Source organism: Nonomuraea endophytica, assembly GCF_014203235.1.
Lineage (GTDB): Bacteria > Actinomycetota > Actinomycetes > Streptosporangiales > Streptosporangiaceae > Nonomuraea > Nonomuraea endophytica.
In genome coordinates this window covers 119,906-137,225 of record NZ_JACHIN010000021.1, presented here as the reverse complement: position 1 = coordinate 137,225, position 17,320 = coordinate 119,906, and the positions used below count along the sequence as shown (strand labels likewise).

The 17,320-nt window shown below is 71.9% G+C and carries 18 protein-coding genes and 1 tRNA gene; 9 read left to right on the top strand and 10 right to left on the bottom strand.

Annotation, left to right across the window (positions count from 1 at the left end):
* The first annotated feature begins 119 nt into the window (after positions 1-119).
* The 3 genes from HNR40_RS47975 (at position 120) to HNR40_RS47965 (ending at position 2,328) form a co-directional block, all read left to right on the top strand.
* The gene (locus HNR40_RS47975) at positions 120-275 is read left to right on the top strand and encodes a hypothetical protein (RefSeq protein WP_184973944.1); all 156 of its coding nucleotides are present in this window, start codon (positions 120-122) and stop codon (positions 273-275) included.
* Positions 276-577: 302 nt separating this feature from the next.
* Complete coding sequence (locus HNR40_RS47970; RefSeq protein ID WP_184973943.1) at positions 578-1,855, top strand: amylo-alpha-1,6-glucosidase; 1,278 nt, start codon at positions 578-580, stop codon at positions 1,853-1,855.
* Positions 1,852-2,328, top strand: coding sequence for a hypothetical protein (locus HNR40_RS47965; protein ID WP_184973941.1), 477 nt, complete (start codon positions 1,852-1,854; stop codon positions 2,326-2,328). Before HNR40_RS47970 ends, HNR40_RS47965 begins: the two co-directional genes overlap by 4 nt.
* A 64-nt stretch (positions 2,329-2,392) precedes the next feature.
* Here HNR40_RS47965 and HNR40_RS47960 read toward each other — a convergent pair whose 3' ends face one another.
* A complete protein-coding gene (locus tag HNR40_RS47960; protein WP_184973939.1) occupies positions 2,393-2,686 on the bottom strand; it encodes a YtxH domain-containing protein in 294 nt (97 codons plus the stop codon).
* A gap of 125 nt (positions 2,687-2,811) precedes the next feature.
* Between HNR40_RS47960 and HNR40_RS47955 the strand changes: the two genes are divergently transcribed.
* The 4 genes from HNR40_RS47955 (at position 2,812) to HNR40_RS47940 (ending at position 4,694) form a co-directional block, all read left to right on the top strand.
* Positions 2,812-2,884: transfer RNA gene (locus tag HNR40_RS47955), tRNA-Asn, on the top strand.
* Positions 2,885-3,223: 339 nt separating this feature from the next.
* Positions 3,224-3,484 carry a CopG family transcriptional regulator gene (locus HNR40_RS47950; RefSeq protein WP_184973937.1) on the top strand — a complete coding sequence of 87 codons (261 nt, stop codon included), beginning with the start codon at positions 3,224-3,226 and terminating at the stop codon, positions 3,482-3,484.
* Complete coding sequence (locus tag HNR40_RS47945) at positions 3,481-3,894, top strand: type II toxin-antitoxin system VapC family toxin (protein WP_184973935.1); 414 nt, start codon at positions 3,481-3,483, stop codon at positions 3,892-3,894. The genes HNR40_RS47950 and HNR40_RS47945 overlap by 4 nt, the downstream gene beginning before the upstream one ends.
* Before the next feature lie 188 nt (positions 3,895-4,082).
* Positions 4,083-4,694 carry a VOC family protein gene (locus tag HNR40_RS47940; protein ID WP_184973934.1) on the top strand — a complete coding sequence of 204 codons (612 nt, stop codon included), beginning with the start codon at positions 4,083-4,085 and terminating at the stop codon, positions 4,692-4,694.
* A gap of 18 nt (positions 4,695-4,712) precedes the next feature.
* Here the strand turns inward: HNR40_RS47940 and bla are convergent, their stop codons facing one another.
* The 4 genes from bla to galK all read right to left on the bottom strand — a co-directional run bounded on the left by bla (position 4,713) and on the right by galK (position 9,019).
* Positions 4,713-5,603, bottom strand: a complete 891-nt coding sequence (gene bla / locus HNR40_RS47935) for a class A beta-lactamase (protein WP_184973932.1) — start codon at positions 5,601-5,603, stop codon at positions 4,713-4,715.
* A gap of 165 nt (positions 5,604-5,768) precedes the next feature.
* Entirely contained in the window at positions 5,769-6,542 is a 774-nt protein-coding gene (locus tag HNR40_RS47930; protein WP_184973930.1) for an enoyl-CoA hydratase-related protein, read from the bottom strand.
* A gap of 45 nt (positions 6,543-6,587) precedes the next feature.
* A complete protein-coding gene (locus HNR40_RS47925; RefSeq protein ID WP_184973928.1) occupies positions 6,588-7,721 on the bottom strand; it encodes a nitric oxide synthase oxygenase in 1,134 nt (377 codons plus the stop codon).
* A gap of 185 nt (positions 7,722-7,906) precedes the next feature.
* Positions 7,907-9,019 (bottom strand): galactokinase, encoded by a 1,113-nt coding sequence (galK, locus tag HNR40_RS47920; RefSeq protein ID WP_184973926.1) that lies wholly within the window; start codon positions 9,017-9,019, stop codon positions 7,907-7,909.
* Between the two features lie 43 nt (positions 9,020-9,062).
* Here galK and HNR40_RS47915 point away from each other — a divergent pair, with 43 nt between their 5' ends.
* Positions 9,063-9,851: a 1-aminocyclopropane-1-carboxylate deaminase/D-cysteine desulfhydrase gene (locus tag HNR40_RS47915; protein ID WP_184973924.1), complete on the top strand. Its 789-nt coding sequence runs from the start codon at positions 9,063-9,065 to the stop codon at positions 9,849-9,851.
* Entirely contained in the window at positions 9,848-10,351 is a 504-nt protein-coding gene (locus HNR40_RS47910) for a DinB family protein (protein ID WP_184973923.1), read from the top strand. The genes HNR40_RS47915 and HNR40_RS47910 overlap by 4 nt, the downstream gene beginning before the upstream one ends.
* 50 nt (positions 10,352-10,401) lie before the next feature.
* On the opposite strand, the gene HNR40_RS47905 is transcribed toward HNR40_RS47910, so the two are convergent.
* The 5 genes from HNR40_RS47905 to HNR40_RS55730 form a co-directional block, all read right to left on the bottom strand.
* Positions 10,402-12,348, bottom strand: a complete 1,947-nt coding sequence (locus HNR40_RS47905; RefSeq protein ID WP_184973921.1) for a sensor histidine kinase — start codon at positions 12,346-12,348, stop codon at positions 10,402-10,404.
* Positions 12,345-13,871, bottom strand: a complete 1,527-nt coding sequence (locus HNR40_RS57685) for a BTAD domain-containing putative transcriptional regulator (RefSeq protein ID WP_312896803.1) — start codon at positions 13,869-13,871, stop codon at positions 12,345-12,347. The genes HNR40_RS47905 and HNR40_RS57685 overlap by 4 nt, the downstream gene beginning before the upstream one ends.
* A complete protein-coding gene (locus HNR40_RS47895) occupies positions 13,846-14,976 on the bottom strand; it encodes a sensor histidine kinase (protein WP_184973919.1) in 1,131 nt (376 codons plus the stop codon). The genes HNR40_RS57685 and HNR40_RS47895 overlap by 26 nt, the downstream gene beginning before the upstream one ends.
* Positions 14,977-15,043: 67 nt before the next feature.
* Positions 15,044-16,051, bottom strand: coding sequence for a radical SAM protein (locus HNR40_RS47890; RefSeq protein ID WP_184973917.1), 1,008 nt, complete (start codon positions 16,049-16,051; stop codon positions 15,044-15,046).
* The gene (locus HNR40_RS55730) at positions 16,048-17,187 is read right to left on the bottom strand and encodes a cytochrome P450 (protein ID WP_184973915.1); all 1,140 of its coding nucleotides are present in this window, start codon (positions 17,185-17,187) and stop codon (positions 16,048-16,050) included. Before HNR40_RS55730 ends, HNR40_RS47890 begins: the two co-directional genes overlap by 4 nt.
* Positions 17,188-17,320: the final 133 nt, after the last annotated feature.

Here is a 17,320-nt window from a genome sequence, read left to right as displayed (position 1 = left end):
GGGCAGACCCAGGCTCATCACACTCCCCGTTCAGGCCAGGTAGGGGGATCCCTGACTTGACCCTGATTCAACCCTGTGACGCCTGCATTTGGCTTGAATCCGCGCATACCTTCGATGACATGGGACGAATTCTTCTGATCATCGCCGCCCTCGTCGCGGCCTTCATTCTGCTCGGCCCGCTCGTGGGCCTCGTGTTCACGCTGATCAAGTGGGCCCTGATCATCGGCGCCGTCGGACTCGGCGTCCTGCTGGTGAAGAAGGTGCTCACCGACTGAGGCCGGTTTGGTGGCGTACGTCACTCTCCACCGTTTGGCCACGGGAGTTGCGCCTTATCTCACTCGGGCGGGCCAAGGGGGAGGGCGCGCTCTACGGCGGGCGGCTCGGCCGGGCAGTTCTGGGGGCAGGCGTTGTTCGGTCAAGAGCGTAGTCGTTACGGCGCGCGGCCCCGTGAGCCCTCACTCGCGGCGCTCGACGGAGGCCCGCCGGGGGCGGCGGGGCGGGGGGTTGGCGAAAGCCGTAGGAGATCATCAGGTTTTTGGGGGTTTGGGTTTTGACGTGGGGCGCGCATAGTGGGTTGATGGAAGCGCGGCCCGCGGTCGATGATGCCGCGCTCGGGCGCGAGGCCATGTCCGTGCTCGAGGCGAACTGGACGGGGACCGCGACCGTGCCCGCGCCCGGCCTCTACCCGCACCAGTGGAGCTGGGACTCCGCCTTCGTCGCCATCGGACTCGCCCGCCACCGACCCCAGCGCGCCCACGCCGAGCTCGCCGGACTACTCGCCGGGCAGTGGTCCACCGGCATGGTGCCGCACATCGTCTTCCACACCCCCGAGGCGTACTTCCCCGGCCCATCCGTCTGGCGCTCCCAGGACCACGCCGCCGCGCCCGGCGGCGTGCTCACCTCCGGCCTCACCGCGCCGCCCCTGCACGCGCTCGCCACCTGGTGGATCTGGCGGCACGGCGGCGACGCCGCCTTCGCGCGCCACCTGTATCCCAAGCTCGCCGCCCAGCACGCCTACCTCGCCTCCGCCCGCGACCTCGGCGGCTCCGGACTCGCCGCGATCATCCATCCGTGGGAGTCCGGCATGGACGACAGCCCGTCCTGGGACGAGCCGCTCGCCGCCCTCCCCGAGATCCGGTACGGCTACCGCAACGTCGAACTCGACGAACGCCACCCCGACAGCGACCACGACCGCTACGTCTGGCTCGCCCTGCGTTACCGCAACGCCGGATACCGCCCCGAGTACCTGCGCGACGAACACCCCTTCGCCGTCGAGGACCCGTTCTTCAACGGCATCTGGCTGGCCTCCTGCCACGCTCTCGCCGAACTCGCCCGGGTCGCCGGAGCCGACCCCGCCCCCCACCGCGAACAGGCCGAACGCATCAGGCAGGCGCTGCTCGACCGCCTCTGGGACGGCTGCTTCTACGCCCGCGACCTGCGCACCGACCGCCTCATCCGGGTCAGCACCATCGGCGCGTTCGGCCCCCTGCTCGACCCCGGCCTGCCCGACGGGCACGTGCGCGCGCTGATCGACGTGCTGGAGTCGGCCAGGTTCATGGGCGCCACCGGCTACCCCGTGCCGAGCTGCGAGATCAGGGCCGCACAGTTCGACCGCACCCGCTACTGGCGCGGCCCGTCCTGGGTCAACACCAACTGGCTGCTGCGCCGCGCCGCCGCCGTCCACTCCCTCGGCCAGCTCTCCCGCCAGCTCACCACCGGCACCCTCCGGCTGGTCAGGCAGGCCGGGTTCCGCGAGTGCTTCGACCCGTTCGACGGCAGCGGGCGCGGGTGCAGGGACTTCTCCTGGAGTGCGGCGCTCACCCTCGACCTGCTGGCCGATAGCGTGGAGGAATGAGCATCCTGAGTCGTCTGCCCGCCGACGTCCGCAAATCCCTGGCCACCGAGCCGGGGGAGCGCGTGCTCGCCTTCGCCCCCTCGGGCGACGGGTACGTGGTGGCCACCGATCGGGCGTTGTTCCTGCCTGACGGGGTGCGCGTGCCGTACGAGACGATCGACCGGGCGGCGTGGAGCGAGGACGGCGTGCTGAACGTCGCCACCACCGGCGGCGAGCGTCACCAGGCGCCGGTGCGTGAGCCCCGCCGCCTGCCCGAGACGGTCCGCGAGCGGGTGAACTCCACCATCGTGGTCAACAAGCACGTGCAACTGCCGGGCCGCGGCGGAGTCCGCCTGGTCGCCCGCCGCCCGCCGGGCGGCGAGGTCAAGGAATGGACGCTCGTGTTCGACGAGGGCATCGACCCCAACGACCCGGGCGTGCGCGCCCAGGCCGAACAAGCCCTTGAGGGTGTACGGCGCAGCATGGGCGTCTAACAGGCGGCGCGCGTCAACGGTGGCCCAGGCGATGTCAGCCCGCGCCAGACCACCGGAGCGTCACTCAGTACGGGATCCCGGTCTCTTCCGGCTTGCGTTCCTCATCGGGCCAGCCGGTGCCGGTGTCGTGGTGGTTGTACCGCGACAGGAACGGAACCCGATCGCTCACCTTGGCCTTGGTGACCGAGGCCACCTTGGAAACCTGGGCCCCGACCAGCCCCGCGGCCTCTTGAACCGTGGGACTGTCGGCCACTCGCTGGGCGGCCCGCTTGATCTGCTCGTAACGCTCACGACCGGCACGACTGCCCAGCACATAGCCGACGGCCAGGCCAATCGCGAATGTCATCCGATAACGCATCTTGCACCTCCGCTGTCTCCCGGCCTACCCCGCTATCGATGCGACACGCACTCCCGGAGTGCGCTAATCTATTCATGCGCCGAACGGAGGGCCCAACAGCCCCCACCGACCAGCGCGAAGTTCGATCCCGTGTAGCTCAACCGGCAGAGCAGCCGGCTGTTAACCGGCAGGTTATAGGTTCGAGTCCTATCGCGGGAGCGACCCAGAAGCCCCCTTCCAATCTTGGGAGGGGGCTTTCTGCTGCTCACAGGCATGATGGTCGCCACGCCCCCGCGCGCCTCCAGTGGCCGAACAGCTGGAGCCCGCCCTGGTCAAGGTCCTTCCGCTCGGGCGTTCTTTCCAAGGGCTGACGCCCAGAGGCGTGTCCCAGGATGGTCCAGTGAGGGAGTAGGCCCTCGCTTCAGGCGTGGTCGAGTTCAGGAGCCCGGCGGGTTGCGGACATCTCGAAGTGGGGCGGCGTGGATGCCCGAGGCGCCCACGCACCGCCGTTGGGAAGGGGCGGAACGCGGCGGGAGGATGAGCGGTAGGATAGAGAGCATGAGCGAGCCTACTGGCAAGTACTCGATCACGATGCCGCGTGACATCGCCGAGGCCGCCCGAGCCCGGAGTGGCCCTTCCGGTCTGTCCGCCTACGTCGCTGCTGCCGTGGCCCGCCAGATCGAGCGAGACAACCTCAACGAACTCATCCAGGTCGCGGAGGCCGAGCATGGCCCCATCACCGATGAGGAGGTCCAAGCGTTGCGCGATCAGCTTCACCAGGCCCGGCGAGGACCGGACACCGGTGGGACGGCCGCGTGACCCGTTCCCCTGCGGTTCCCAGCGGCACCCTTGTCCTGGACAGCGAGGGACTGGCCAAGGCGGTTCTGCGTGACCGAACGGTCACTTCATGGCTCGCTCTTGCCCGAGCCGACGACCTCCGCGTCATCACCTCTGCCGCCACCCTGGTCGAGGTGGTCCATCCTCGTGTCAACCGGCCGGCTCTCGAGTGGACGCTGTCCCGCCTGGTCATCGAGCCGATCACCGAAACCATCGCCCGCCACGCCGCCGCGCTCTTGTCCGACGCCGGCCTGCACGGGCACAAGTTCGCCATCGATGCCATGCTCAGCGCCACCGCCCTCGCTGCCCCGGGACCCGTCACGGTCCTCACCTCCGATCCTGAGGACATCGCCGCGTTGTGCGGTGTACGCGTCACCGTCATCAAGGTCTGAGTCGTGCGGGGCGGCGTGACGACCTTGTTCGCAGCGTTGAACATCGCCACTTGCCAGGTGTACCTGGTGCGTGTCGACAAGATTCAGCGGTGGTTCGGGGCTGCGGAAAGGCGTTCGTGATGAAGGGTTGGGCGTATCGAGCAGGATTCGAGAAGCGGGCCCATTACGGCGCACCTAGCGTGGGCACCATGGCCTACCTGGAATTCGTCACCCTAGAGGTGCCCAACCCCGCGGACGCCGAGCGCTTCTACGCCGCCGCCTTCGGCCTTGACGAGCGGCTGCGTGTGCAATCCTCGGACGCGCCCACGTCGGGTTTCCGCGGATTCTCCATGTCGCTCGTCGTCGCCCAGCCTTCCACCGTCGACAGCCTCTTCGGCACCGCTGTCGAGGCCGGTGCCAAGCCCCTGAAGGCGGTCGCGAAGTCTCTGTGGGGCTACGGCGGCGTCCTGCAGGCGCCGGACGGCGCGATCTGGACGATCGCGAGCTCGTCGAAGAAGGACACCGGCCCGGCGACACGGAAGATCGACAATGTGGTGCTGCAACTGGGCGCGCAGGACGTGGCCGCGAGCAAGCGGTTCTACGTCGAGCACGGATTCGAGGTGACGAAGAGCTACGGGCGGAAGTACGTCGAGTTCTCGCCGCCGTCCAGCCCCATCTCGCTGTCGCTCTACGCGCGCAAGGCTCTGGCCAAGGTCTCCGGGGTTTCGCCCGAGGGGAGCGGGTCGCATCGGCTGGTCATCGGCAGTGACGCCGAGCCCTTCACCGATCCGGACGGCTTCGTGTGGGTGCCTTCAGCCTGAACCGGGGGCCGACGACCGTTAGAGGTGGCCCAGGGCCTTGGCCAGTTCGGTGGCGGTGGTGGCTATTACCTTCTGGTCGGGGGCCACGCCGTTGGTGTTGCGGTTGGTGAAGATGGAGATGATGATCGGCGCCTTCGACTGGGGCGGCCAGGCGATCGCGATGTCGTTGGCCGTGCCGTAGTTGCTCGCGCCGCCGGTCCCCGTCTTGTCGCCGATCGTCCAGTCCTTGGGGAGTCCGGCGCGGATGCGCTCGGCTCCGGTGACGGAGGCGCGCAGCCAGCCGATCAGCCGCTTTCTGTCCTCGGGGTGGAGGGCGTTGCCCGCGGTGATCTTGGACAGGCTGGTGGCGGCGGCCGCGGGGGTGCTGGTGTCGCGTACCTCGCCGGGCTTCCATTCGGTGAGGTACGGCTCGGCGCGGTCGAGGCGGCTGGCCCGGTCTCCGAGGGAGCGGAAGTACGTGGTCAGCCCGGCCGGACCGCCGATCTGCTTCAGCAGCATGTTCCCGGCGAAGCCGTCGCTCTTGGTGACGGCCGCGCGGCAGAACTGGGCCGGAGTCATGCCGGTGTCGGTGTATTCGCGGGTCTCGGGGGAGTTCTCCAGCACCTCGTCAGGCTTCCAACGCTGTACGCGGTCGAGGAGGCCGGGGTCGGTGTCGCGGGCCTTTCGCAGGACGGCGGCGCACGCGTACGCCTTGAACATGGAGTTGAACGGGAATCGCTCGTTCGCCCGATATCCGATCGTCTTGCCGGTGGCGAGGTCGATGGCGGCCGCGCCGATGCGCCCGTTGTAGGACTTCTCGAGCTCCCGCAGCTTGCGCTCCAGGGCGGTGGACGCGTGTGCCGGGGCGGCGGAGGCGAGCAGGGTGGCCGCGGTCACCACCGCCGTGGCGCTCCGGAGGGGAAATCTCATAGCGGAGAGCAGAGCAGAGATCGCCGCCGGATGTCCAATAGCGATATGGATCATGAGTCGATAGCGAAACGGATATGCCAGCGTTCGACGGTCGTTGCCGGATCCGGCGTCGTCCCCGGTCAGCGGCCTGGCCCTCCACGCGATGCCGGCCCTCCGGAAGCGCGGCTAGAGGGGCGGGAAGTCGGGGTCGCGGCGTTCGAGGAAGCTGGCCACGCCCTCGGCGAAGTCGGGGCGGCCGAAGGAGGCGAGCATCTCCTGCACGGCGGTCTTGGCGGAGGCCTCCAGCGTGACGTCCCAGTCGTTCCACACCTGGCGTTTGATGACGGCCATCGAGGCGGGCGAGCTGTGGACGGCGAGCTCGCGCGCGTACTCCTGCGCCCCGGTCAGCAGATCGGCCGCGGGCAGGACGCGGTTGACCAGGCCCATCTCGTACGCCTCGGCCCCGGTGAAGACGCGGCCCGACAGCAGCACGTCCATGGCCCGCTGCTGCCCCATCAGCCGGGGCAGGATCCACGACAGCCCGTACTCGGCGACCAGGCCGCGCCGGGGAAAGGCGGTGGTCCACTTGGCCTCGGCCGAGGTGAAGACCAGGTCGCAGACGAGCGCGTGGACCATGCCGAGCCCGGCGCAGGCGCCGTTCACCGCGGCGACGACCGGCTTGCGGATCGTGGTGGGGAAGGTGTTGGGGCGTGGGTCGGGGGTCTCGTCGTAGTCGCCGGTCTGCAGGGCGGTGAGGGTCTGGAAGTCGGCGCCGGAGCAGAAGCCCTTGCCCGCTCCGGTCACGACGACGGCGCGTACCGCGGTGTCCTTCTCGGCCTGTTCGAGCAGGTCGAAGTAGCGGCGGCCGAGCGCGTCGGTCCAGGCGTTGAGACGTTCTGGACGGTTGAACGTCAGCGTCAGCACGCCCTGGTCGAGCGAGGAGAGAACGAGTTCCGGCATACCGCAACCGAATCATGTTCTAGGGCGGGCGCGCAAGGACCCCGCTCAGTGGCGGGGGACGTAGGCGGGGGTCAGCGTGGACTGGTCGTAGTAGCGGTGGAAGACCGGCGTGGCCGCCCCCGAGATCGGCGGCACGATCCACGACCAGTCCGCCGGGCAGACCCGCCCCGCCTTCTCCTCGCGCTCCAGATGGGTGAGGAAGCGGCGCGACTCGGTGTGGTGGTCGGTCATCGTCACCCCCGCCCGGTCGAAGGAGTGCAGCACGGCCACGTTCAGCTCCACCAGCGCGTGGTCACGCCACAGCGAGCGCTCGGTCGAGGTGTCGAGCCCGAGCCGCTCGGCCACCACGGGAAGCTGGTCGTAGCGGGCGGCGTCGGCGAGGTTGCGCGCGCCGATCTCCGCGCCCATGTACCAGCCGTTGAAGGGCGCGCACGGGTAGCAGATCCCGCCGATCTCCAAACACATGTTCGAGATCGCCGGTACGGCATGCCACCGCAGCCCCAGTTCCCCGAACCATCGGTACTCCGGATGCTCGATCGGCACCTCCAGCACCGCGTCCCCGGGCAGATGGCATAACAGCGGCTCCCCGAACCCCGGCTGGATGACCAGCGGCAGCACGTCGAAGCGCCCCCGGCCGCCCCGCCAGCCCAGTTCCCTGGCCAGCGCGGTCAGCTCGGCGGCACGCGGGTCGCCGATGACCGAGCCGTCGCGGGCACGGTGGCCGGCGTACCGGATGAGCTGCTCGTTGACGATGCGCGGACCGGGGCGGGCGGGCGCGTCGGGGGCGAACACCGTGATCGTGGGCCGGATCCGGCCGTCGCCGGTCGCCTCGCGCAGGTGCTCGACGCACTCCAGCGCCAGGCCCTCGGCGCTGGAGATCGTGCGCCGGTCGCGGACCCTGAGCGAGCGCCAGTAGAGGCGGCCGATGCAGCGGTCGTTGTTGCGCCAGGCGACCCTGGCGCCGAACTGGAGCTCCTCGGGGGTGTGGGTATAGGTGCCGTGGCGGGCCACGTCGGCGGCCACCTGGCGCAGGCGGGACAGCAGGTCGCCGGCGCCGGGGTTCTCGGCGTGGAAAAGCCTGATGAAGCGCTCCGCCTCGCGGCGGTCGACCGTTCGCTCGATGATCGTGTGGATGGAGACGGCATCGAAGGGACGCAGGGACCTGATCCAGGTACGCACGCAGTGAACCAACGCATTCCGCAACACGGATCGCCTGGCCGGTTCCGGGCCGGCCTGACGTCCTCGTGGCGGCGCCCTCTCCACGCCGCCCCGTTTCCGCAGCAGTTCACATCCTTTACCGACAGGCGTGGATTTGTCCCACAAAATCGAAAACTCGGTGATCTTATGGCTACATAGAGTGATGTCTAGGCGAGCTTGCGGGCGCCCTGGGCGGGGGTGGCGCGCAGGTAGCGGGGCTCCCGCCAGCCCTTTTCCGCGTACGCGGCGGTGACCGAGCGCTGGACCGCTTCGACCCGGTCGGTGGCGGTCAGCGCGATCACCGAGCCGCCGAAGCCGCCGCCGGTCATGCGGGCCCCCCGGGCGCCGCCCCGCACCGCGGCCTCGGCCGCCACGTCCAGCTCGGGCACGGTCACCTCGAACTGGTCGCGCAACGACAGGTGGGAGGCGTTGAGCAGCGCGCCGATCTCGGCCGCCTTGCCCGCCCGCAGGAGCCCGATGAGCGCCTCGACCCGGTGGTTCTCGGTCACGACGTGCATGGTCCGCTTGCGCTCGTCGCCCGAGAGCCTGCCCAGCGCGTCGGCCAGGTCGGTGACGTCGCGCAGCGCTGCCACGCCCAGCGTGCGCGCCGCCGACTCGCACTCCGCCCGGCGCTTGGCGTACTCGCCGTCGGCCAGCTCGTGGTGGGCGCGGGTGTCGATGATGAGGATCTCCAGGCCGTCGGCGGCCAGGTCGAGCGGGACGTTGCGGGAGGCCAGCGAGCGGCAGTCGAGGAAGAGCGCGTGGCCCTCCTTCGACAGCGCCGACGCCGCCTGGTCCATGATCCCGCAGGGCATGCCGACGAAGTCGTTCTCCGCCTTCTGGCCGATCAGGGCGATCTCCATCGGGGTCAGGCCCAGGTCGTACACCTCGTTGACCGCGGAGCCGACCGAGACCTCCAGCGCCGCGCTGGAGCTGAGCCCGGCGCCCTGCGGCACGTCGCCGTCCACCGCGATGTCGGCGCCGCGCACCCGGTCGCCGAGGATGGCCAGCACCCCGGCGGCGTACCTCTCCCAGCCCCGGGTGCCGTCCAGTCGCTCGCGGGTGACCGGGCCGCCCTCGGCCTGCAGCGACAGGAGGCGCACGACGCCGTCCGCGCGCGGGCTGACCGCGGCCGTCACCCCCCACGGCACCGCGAAGGGCAGGACGAAACCGTCGTTGTAGTCGGTGTGCTCGCCGATCAGGTTGACCCGGCCGGGCGCGTGCCAGACGGTCCGGGGGTCGGCGCCGAACGCCGCACGGAAAGCTTCAGTAACCCGCATAATCGAACACTCCTCAACAACGGCCCGTCCGTAGACTAGCGCCATGCGCACGCTGGCAGATCCGTCGCTCGGCTCGGTACGGGTCATGCTGAAGGTCGACGACAACAAACCGCGCAAGCTGAAGTACAACCTCGGCCACCCGCGCATCCTCACCTTCGGCGGCGCCTACTCCAACCACATCCGCGCCGTGGCCGCCGCCGGACGCGAGCGCGGCATCGAGACGATCGGGATCATCCGCGGCGAGGAGCACCTGCCGCTCAACCCCTGCCTCGCCCACGCGGTCGCGTGCGGCATGCGCCTCGGCTACCTCGACCGGGCCACCTACCGGCTCAAGCACACGCCGGCCGTACAGGAGATGCTGCGGGAGCGGTGGGGCGAGGTGGCCATCCTGCCCGAGGGCGGCAGCAACGCGGCGGCGGTACGCGGCTGCGCGGAGTTGCCGGGCGAGATCGGCGAGCCGTACGACGTGATCTGCTGCGCGGTCGGCACCGGCGGCACGCTGGCCGGCATCTCCGCCGGGCTGCCCGAGGGGCGGCGGGCGATCGGCTTCCCCGTCCTGAAAGGCGGCGACTTCCTGGCCGCCGAGGTCGAACGCCTGCAACACGAGGCCTACGGTCGGGTCCGGCCGAACTGGCGCCTGGAGACCGGCTACCACTTTGGCGGCTACGCCAAAACCACCCCCGAACTCGACGCCTTCGCCGCCCACCACGGCGTGGAGAAGATCTACGTCGCCAAAATGCTCTACGGCGTCCTCGATCTGGTACGGCAAGGCGCCTTCGCCCCCGGCACCCGGATCGTCGCCCTTGTCACGTCCGGCATCCTGGAGCGATGACCCGAAGCGACACCCCCGGCACGTGGGACGAGCGGACCACGCTCGACACCTTCCACGACTATGCCCGCGCCACCGTCGTGCACAAGTGCGCCGGCCTCGACGACGAAGCCGCCGTGAAGGCCCCACTGCCGGCCTCGCCGCTGATGACACCCGCCGGAATCGTCAACCACCTGCGCTGGAACGAGCACTACTGGTTCGAGGTGATGTTCCTCGGCGGCACCGACCTCGGCCCCTACACCCAGGACGACCCGGACGCCGAGTTCACCGTCGCCCTGCGGGTGCCGCTGGCCCAGCTGCTGGCCGAGTACGAGGAGCAGTGCGAGGTTGTCCGCCGGAAGATCGCCGGGATCGGCCTGGACACCATGTCCCACGGCACGATCAGCGGCGACCGGCACGTGACGCTGCGCTGGGTGATCGGCCACATGACCGAGGAGACCGCCCGCCACAACGGCCACCTCGACATCATCCGCGAACTGATCGACGGCACCAAGGGCGACTAGCGCTTCAGCCGGCACGAAAGGCGACCAGCGCTCAGACGGCACGAAGGTGCCTAGCGGCGGTTCGCCGCGTCCGCCTCGCCGCTCAGGCCGTGGAGCAGCGCGCGCACCCGCATGGCCGCGTCGTGCACATCCGTGCCCACGTCGCCCAGCAGCCGGTCGGCCGCCGACGGCGAACTGCGCAGGCTCGTGCCCGCCTCCCGCAACGACCGGTGAACGCCTTCGAGCGCCCGGTCGAGCTCGGCGCGCAGGCCGTCGCGCAGCCGCCGCTCCTCCTCCCTGGCCGCCGCCAGCCGTTCGCGCGAGCGCCGCAGGTCGTCGCGCATCCGCACGGCGTGGGCGCAGTCGGCGATGTACGGCGCCGCCGCCCACAGCAGTTCCTCCGCGTAGTCGGCGGTGAACTGCCTGGTGCCCGGTGGGCCGATGACCAGGGTGCCGACGGGCTCGCCGTACCAGACCAGCGGCAACTCCCTACCCGCCGCCCGCACCCCACCCGCGACCTGCCCACTCCCGAGCTGCCCACCCGTGACCTGCCCGCCTGCCACCTGCCCGCCGGTGGCCTGACTGCCTGTGACCCGTCTGCCTCTGGCCTTCCCCTGCCTGGCCTGCTCGTCTGAGACCTGTCCGTCCCGGCTCTTTCCGGCCCTGGCCCGCCTGCCTGTGGTCCGGCTGTCTGTGGTCCGGCTGTCTGTGGTTCGGCTGTCTGTGGTTCGGCTGTCTGTGGTCTGGCCGGTTGTGGTCTGGCTGTCCGGGTGGCGGCTGATGGGGTCGGCGTCGCCGACCTGGATGGGGTCGCCGATGGCGATCGTGGCGCCGCGGCGGATGCGGACGGCCAGGCCGCGGACCGCGAGACCGTCGGCCGTCACCCGCAGTGCCGCGCGGAGTGCCTGGTCGGGGTCGGCGCGGCTCACCTCGGCGGCCAGGCGTCTGGCCAGGCGGTGCGGGTCGCCGTGGGGGCCGTACATGGCGTGGTCGACGAGGCGGCGCAGCCGTACGCGCAAAGGCTGGAAGGCGGCGCCGGCCAGGAGTGCGGCGGCCAGCCCGGCGAGCTGGCCGCGGCCGGAGACCACGAGGCTGGCCGCACCGGAGGCGGCCAGGTAGGCGACGCTGACCACGCCCGCCACCCCCGCGCCGACCAGTGCCTTGCCGAGCAGCACCTCGATGCCGAACAGCTGGTGGCGCAGCACCGAGGCGACGATCGCGATCGGCACGAGCGCGGTAGCGACCAGGCACGCCGCCCAGAACGCCGGTCCGGCCAGCAGGCAGATGACATACAGGGCGAAGGCCCCGAGCGGCCAGGCGAGCTGGCGGCGCAGCGCGGCGCCGGCCCCCCGCGCCCGCAGGGCCAGCGAGAACAGCCCGGCCACGACCACCGCCAGCGTGCCGACCTCGGTGACGTCGCGCAGCAGGCCGTCGACCGGGGCCAGGGCCTCGATCGCGAGCGGGTTCGGGATGACCGCCGGCCAGTGGAGCGTCTGCGGCGGCGGTGTCGGCCGGACCACCGCACGTACGCACTCCAGGGCGGTCACCAGCACCGCGAAGGCCACCACCGGCCGCCAGCGCGGCGAGGGCAGCCGGCCGTCCGGCGAGTACGCGGGCAGCAGCCCGGCCAGCAGCATGCCGCCTACCACGCGGCCGATCGCGGCCGGATAGCGCAGCAGCGCGGCCAGTTCGAGATCACCGGCGGCGGCCGCGGTGAGCATGCCCGTCTCCGCGCCGATCCGTACGGCACAGGCCAGCCCGCCCGCGCACATCAGCCGGGCCAGCAGGTGACCGGGACGGCGCCGCAACAGGAACGCCCCCAGCGCAGGGAAGGCCAGCCCGGCGGCGTAGTCGGGCAGCAACGGCACGTCGGGCGACCACGCGCCGGGCAGCAACGCCCGCATCACCAGCGCCGCGACCGTCAACCCCGCCGCAACAACAGCCAGCCACCGGCTCACCGACCACCCGGCCCCGCTCACTCCGGCACCGCGCACCCCGGCGGACAGCCATGCGCTCATCGGCCCCCCGGTGTGACGAGGCCCGACTCGTAGGCGAGCACGACCAGCTGCGCGCGGTCGAGCAGGCCCAGGCAGGACAGCAGATCGCCGACCAGCGCGCCCGCGTCGGCGAAGCCCATCACCTGGCCGATCTGCCGGTCGCTCAGCCCCCGCGCGACAAGGCGCAGCACGGTCAGCTGCCCCGGCGACAACCCGTCGAGCCCGCCCACCGGCCCCGCAGGCTCCAGCGGGGCACCGGCAAAGGAGGCAAAGGAGGCGGAGTCGGTGGTGGGGTGGGAGGCGAAGGCGGCTATGAGGCGGGTGGTGACGGCCGGGTCGATGAGGGCGTCGCCTGCCGCCGCCGCGCGCACCGCCGCGACGAGCTGCTCCGGTGGCGAGGTCTTGAGGATGAACCCGCTCACCCCGGCCCGCAGCGCCGCGTAGAGGTTCTCGTCGCTGCCGAACGTGGTCAGCATGATCACCTTAGGCGGTCGTGGCCCGGCCAGGATGCGGCGGGCCGAGGCCAGGCCGTCCAGGCGCGGCATCTGGATGTCGAGCAGCACCACGTCCGGCCTGAGCGCGCGTACCGCGGCCACCGCCTCCTCCCCGTCGGCGGCCTCACCCGCGAAGCGCACGTCGGGCTCGGCGTCCAGCACCACGCGCAGCCCCGCCCGCACGAGCGCCTGGTCGTCGGCGACCAGCACCCTCGGCGCCGGACGCTCGGGCGCGCGCCGCTGCTCGGGCAGCCACGGCCGTCCGGCGGGACGCTGGGCGAGGAAGTCGGCCTCCAGCGCGCGCAGCTCCGCCGACAGGTCGAGACCCAGCTCCTCCCGCCAGAAGGCGCGGGCCCTGCGCAGCGCGCCGAGCGCGTCGCCCAGGCGGCCGCTGGAGTAGAGCGAGGAGGCCAGCAGCCGCCAGGCCTCCTCGCGCAGCGGGTGGGCGCACGCGTGCGCCTCAAGATCGGGTACGAGCGCGGCGGCCATGCCCAGCCGGATCCCGGCGTCGGCGTGCCGCTCGACGGCCACCAGCCGCAGCTCCTCCAGCCGGGCCGCCTCGGTGGCAGCCCAGGGGAGGTTGGCCAGCTCGGCCAGCGCCGGGCCGCGCCACAATGCCAGCGCCGCCTCCATGTACGTCCAGACCTGGCGCGGCTCGTCGCAGGCGCGGCGTACCTCGGACTCGAAGCGCCAGGCGTCGACCTGCTCGGCGTCCGCCCGCAGGGCGTAGCCGGGCGGCGCGTTGACCAGCACGGTGGCCTCCTGGCGCGGCGGGCGGTCGGGTTCGAGGGCGCGGCGCAGCCGGGAGACGTACCCCTGGATGCTGGCCAGCGGCTGCGCGGGCGGGCGTCCCGGCCAGATCTCGTCCACGAGCAGGCTCGCGGGTACGGCCCGCCCCCGCGCCACCAGCAACCGGGCCAGGACCGCGAGCTGGCGCAGGCCGCCCAGGTCGAGGGCGGCGCCGTCGCGATGGGCCTGGAACGGTCCAAGGATCTGGAAGCTCAGCCGGGTGGACGTGGGAACCTCACAGGGGTAGATCGACTTCGACAATCGTCCCGCCTCCCTCCGCGTGCCGGATCACGCAGCAGCCGCCGAGCTCGGCGGCCCGCTCGCGCATGGACCGCAGACCGATGCCGGCCGGCGGCTGGGCGGGCAGCCCGCGACCGTCGTCGCGGACCCGCACCAGAAGCCGGTCCTGGCATCGCTCTACAGCGACGGTGACCGAGGTCGCCGCCGCGTGCCGATGCGCGTTCGTCACCGCCTCCTGGACGATGCGGTAGACCGCAAGCTCCACCGCGGGCGGCAGCCCTTCCAGGTCACCGCCCCCCGACGAGAGCGGGGAACCGACGAGTGCTTCGATCGCCTTGAGGAGGCCGAGCTCGGCCAGCTGGGGCGGGGGCGCGCCGTCCACCAGCCTGCCGACCTCAATAGTCACCTCCTCCATCGCGGAGAGCAACCGCATAAACAGGGCTTCGGCCTGTTCCGGGGCGGTTCTGGCGGCCAGGCGGGCCGCGTGGATGGACATCGCGAGGCCGCTGAGCGACTGGCCGAGCCCGTCGTGCAGGTCCCGGCCGAGCCTCCGGCGCTCCTGGGCGCGCAGTGCCGAGGCGCGCTCGTGCTCGCGTTGGAGCGTTCCGGCCAGCCGTACGGCGTGGGCGGCGTCGGCCAGCGCGGGCAGCAGCGCGGCCAGCACCCGCGTGGTGACCCGGCCCGGCGCGCCCCGCCCGGTGTAGGCCCCGAGGAGCAGCCGGCCGACCGGCTCGCCGTGTCGTTCCAGGCTCACCGAGGTGGCGGTGGCGGGCAGCGTGCCGGTCTGTACGACGTGGTCGTCGAGTTCGACGGCGGCCCCGGTGACCGGCAGCGCGGCGCACAGCAGCGCCAGGATCGCGCGCAGCCCCGAGTGCGGATCGCCCTGCTGGAGGCGTTGCCTGGCGGTAGCGGCCAGCGCGCGCACGTCGGCGGTCCTGCCGTCCAGCAGCCGGTCGGCGGCGCGCCTGGCCAGCCGGTGCACGGGCTGGAAGAGCGCACCGGCCAGCAGCGCCGCCCCGAGGCCCGCCCACCGGCCGGCGACGCAGGCAGCGCCCACGGCCGCGAGCATGACGGCGAGCGTGGCGACGCCGATCGCCACGCTGCGGGCCCGGTAGCTTCTCCCCATCTCTTCCGGGGAGGTTAATCGCGCTCTGCCAACGTCGGATCAACGTCCGCTCAACGCGGAACCCGCCTCACAGCTGGGCGAACGCCGGGCGGCGGTCGATGCGCTCGCGGTCGGCCGCCGAGGCGAAGTGGTAGTCGATCCGCCGGGTGGCCTCGGCCCACTCACGCACGGTGCGGACCGGGGTGAGCGTGGCGACCACGAACGGGTCGTGCCACCGTTCGACCGAGCGCCGCCAGAGCTCGGCGGGGGAGTCGGTCAGCAGGTTGCCGACGGTGCCCTCGTAGGCCGGCATCGCGCGTACGGCGCCGTCGGGCTCGATCTGGAGCGCGGGGAAGAACTGGCCCTCGCGGATCCGGTCGGGGTGCATCTGCAGGGCGAGGTTGTCGGTGGCGGTGACGTGCACGCCCGGCGGGACGAGCGCGCGCAGCCGTTCGCGGAAGGCGGGCGCGCCCATCGCCGCCATCTGCTCCTCCGTCAGCAGCTCGTGCTCGGCGAAGCCGGTACGGCTGGCCAGCCCCTCCGGCACCACCGCCCCGAAGGAGACGAACCCGAGCCCGGGAAAGCGCGGCACCAGCTCCGTGCACACCTGCTCGATCTGCCCGAAGTTGCTGCGCACCACGACGCAGTCGATGCCGAAGACGGGCCCGGCCCCGGCCAGCATGTCCAGCGCCCGCAGCGCCCGGTCGAAGGAGCCGCGCCGGCCGCGGACGCGGTCGTGCACCTCGGCCGTGGCCCCGTCCAGGCTGACGCTCACCCGGAAGAAGGCGCGGGCCAGGTCGCCGACCATCTCGGGCCGCAGCGTCCAGCCGCCGGTGAACAGCGCCACCTGGATGCCCGCGGCCGTCATCCGCTCGGTGACCTCGAACAGCTCCTTCACCAGCAGCGGCTCGCCGCCGGCGATCGAGATCCCGTAGGGGCGCATCGCGACGATGGCGTCGGCCATGCGCAGCAGATCGTCGCGGCGCAGCTGGCGGCTGGGCCGCCGGCCGGACTCCGAGTAGCAGTGCACGCAGCGCAACGGGCAGGCGTAGGTGATGTCCCAGATGATCTCTAGGGGGCGGTCGGGGATGGTCACGTGGGATCTCCAGGGTCGAGGACGACGAGCAGCTTCCTGGTGCCCGCCCGGGTGGGAGCCGGGCCCTGGTCGGCGGCGAGCCGCATGCGCGGGAAGCGCCGGGCCAGCGTGCCGACGGCGACCTTGGCCTCCGCCCTGGCGAGGGCGGCGCCCAGGCAGTGGCGGTGGCCGAGGCCGAAGGCGAGGTGCGGGTTGGCCGGGCGGTCCGGGGCGAACGCGTCGGGGTCGGGGAAGCGGTCCGGGTCGCGGTTGACCGCGGCGAGCACGCAGTGGACGCCGCCGCCCTCCGGCAGCTCCACGCCGCCGATCTCCAGGCTCTCCTTGACGTACCTGGAGGAAAGGGCGGTCGGGGTGATGAGCCTGAGCAGTTCCTCCACGGTCGGGTCGAGCCGCGCGGGGTCCTCGACCAGGCCGGGGCGGCGGCTCAGGAGGATCTCCACGCCTTCGGTCAGCAGGCGGGTGACGGGCCGGTGGCCCGCGACGAGCAGCAGCCGTACCGCGGAGAGGACGTCGCGCGGGTCGGCGGCGGACATCGCGCTGATGAGGTCGTCGCGCGGGTCGGCCCGGCGGCGGGCGATGAGCTCCTTGAGGTAGCCGGCCATGGCGACGCCCGCGCTCTCGGTGACCACGGTGCCCACGCCGGCCTCGGCGATCCAGCCGAAGACGTAGTCGCGGATGTGGCGGCGGCCGTCGGGCGGCACGCCCAGCAGCTCGCACAGCACCGCGACGGGGAACGGGCGGGAGAAGGCGGCGATGAAGTCGGCCGGCTCGGCGGCCGGCATGGCGTCCAGCAGGAGGTCGGCCTCGTGCTGGATGCGCGGCAGCAGCCCGGCCACGCGGCGCGGGGTGAGCTGACGGGAGATCATCCGGCGCAGCCTGGCGTGCTGCTCGCCGGGCAGGAAGAACAGGTCCTCCTCGTCGGCGAGCTCCTTCTCCGGTCCCTGCGCCTGCGGCGCGTCGCCGCGCAGCCTGGGGTCGACCAGCGCCTTGGCGGCGGCCTCGTGGCAGGTCAGGATCCAGCCCGGCTCCCTGCCGCCCATGTTGACGTGGTGGACCGGACCGGCCTCCCGCATCCGGCGCAGCGCGTCCATGTCGCGAAGCGTCTCGACGCTGACGAGGGGCAAACTACTGTCCATGGGGAACCCTTCCGTGGCCGGTGCCGGGGATCACTGCCCGATCCCCGGCACCGGTGTCGATCAGCAGGTGCCTGCGTACGACGTGACGTGGCTGTAGCACGGGTGCGCCGTGAGAGCCTTGGGGGCGTTGAGC

Coding starts and splice junctions, on each gene's coding strand:
- HNR40_RS47975 (WP_184973944.1), top strand. CDS start 120: ATGGGACGAATTCTTCTGATCATCGCCGCCCTCGTCGCGGCCTTCATT.
- HNR40_RS47970 (WP_184973943.1), top strand. CDS start 578: ATGGAAGCGCGGCCCGCGGTCGATGATGCCGCGCTCGGGCGCGAGGCC.
- HNR40_RS47965 (WP_184973941.1), top strand. CDS start 1,852: ATGAGCATCCTGAGTCGTCTGCCCGCCGACGTCCGCAAATCCCTGGCC.
- HNR40_RS47960 (WP_184973939.1), bottom strand. CDS start 2,686: ATGCGTTATCGGATGACATTCGCGATTGGCCTGGCCGTCGGCTATGTG.
- HNR40_RS47950 (WP_184973937.1), top strand. CDS start 3,224: ATGAGCGAGCCTACTGGCAAGTACTCGATCACGATGCCGCGTGACATC.
- HNR40_RS47940 (WP_184973934.1), top strand. CDS start 4,083: ATGGCCTACCTGGAATTCGTCACCCTAGAGGTGCCCAACCCCGCGGAC.
- bla (WP_184973932.1), bottom strand. CDS start 5,603: ATGAGATTTCCCCTCCGGAGCGCCACGGCGGTGGTGACCGCGGCCACC.
- HNR40_RS47930 (WP_184973930.1), bottom strand. CDS start 6,542: ATGCCGGAACTCGTTCTCTCCTCGCTCGACCAGGGCGTGCTGACGCTG.
- galK (WP_184973926.1), bottom strand. CDS start 9,019: ATGCGGGTTACTGAAGCTTTCCGTGCGGCGTTCGGCGCCGACCCCCGG.
- HNR40_RS47915 (WP_184973924.1), top strand. CDS start 9,063: ATGCGCACGCTGGCAGATCCGTCGCTCGGCTCGGTACGGGTCATGCTG.
- HNR40_RS47910 (WP_184973923.1), top strand. CDS start 9,848: ATGACCCGAAGCGACACCCCCGGCACGTGGGACGAGCGGACCACGCTC.
- HNR40_RS47905 (WP_184973921.1), bottom strand. CDS start 12,348: ATGAGCGCATGGCTGTCCGCCGGGGTGCGCGGTGCCGGAGTGAGCGGG.
- HNR40_RS47895 (WP_184973919.1), bottom strand. CDS start 14,976: ATGGGGAGAAGCTACCGGGCCCGCAGCGTGGCGATCGGCGTCGCCACG.
- HNR40_RS55730 (WP_184973915.1), bottom strand. CDS start 17,187: ATGGACAGTAGTTTGCCCCTCGTCAGCGTCGAGACGCTTCGCGACATG.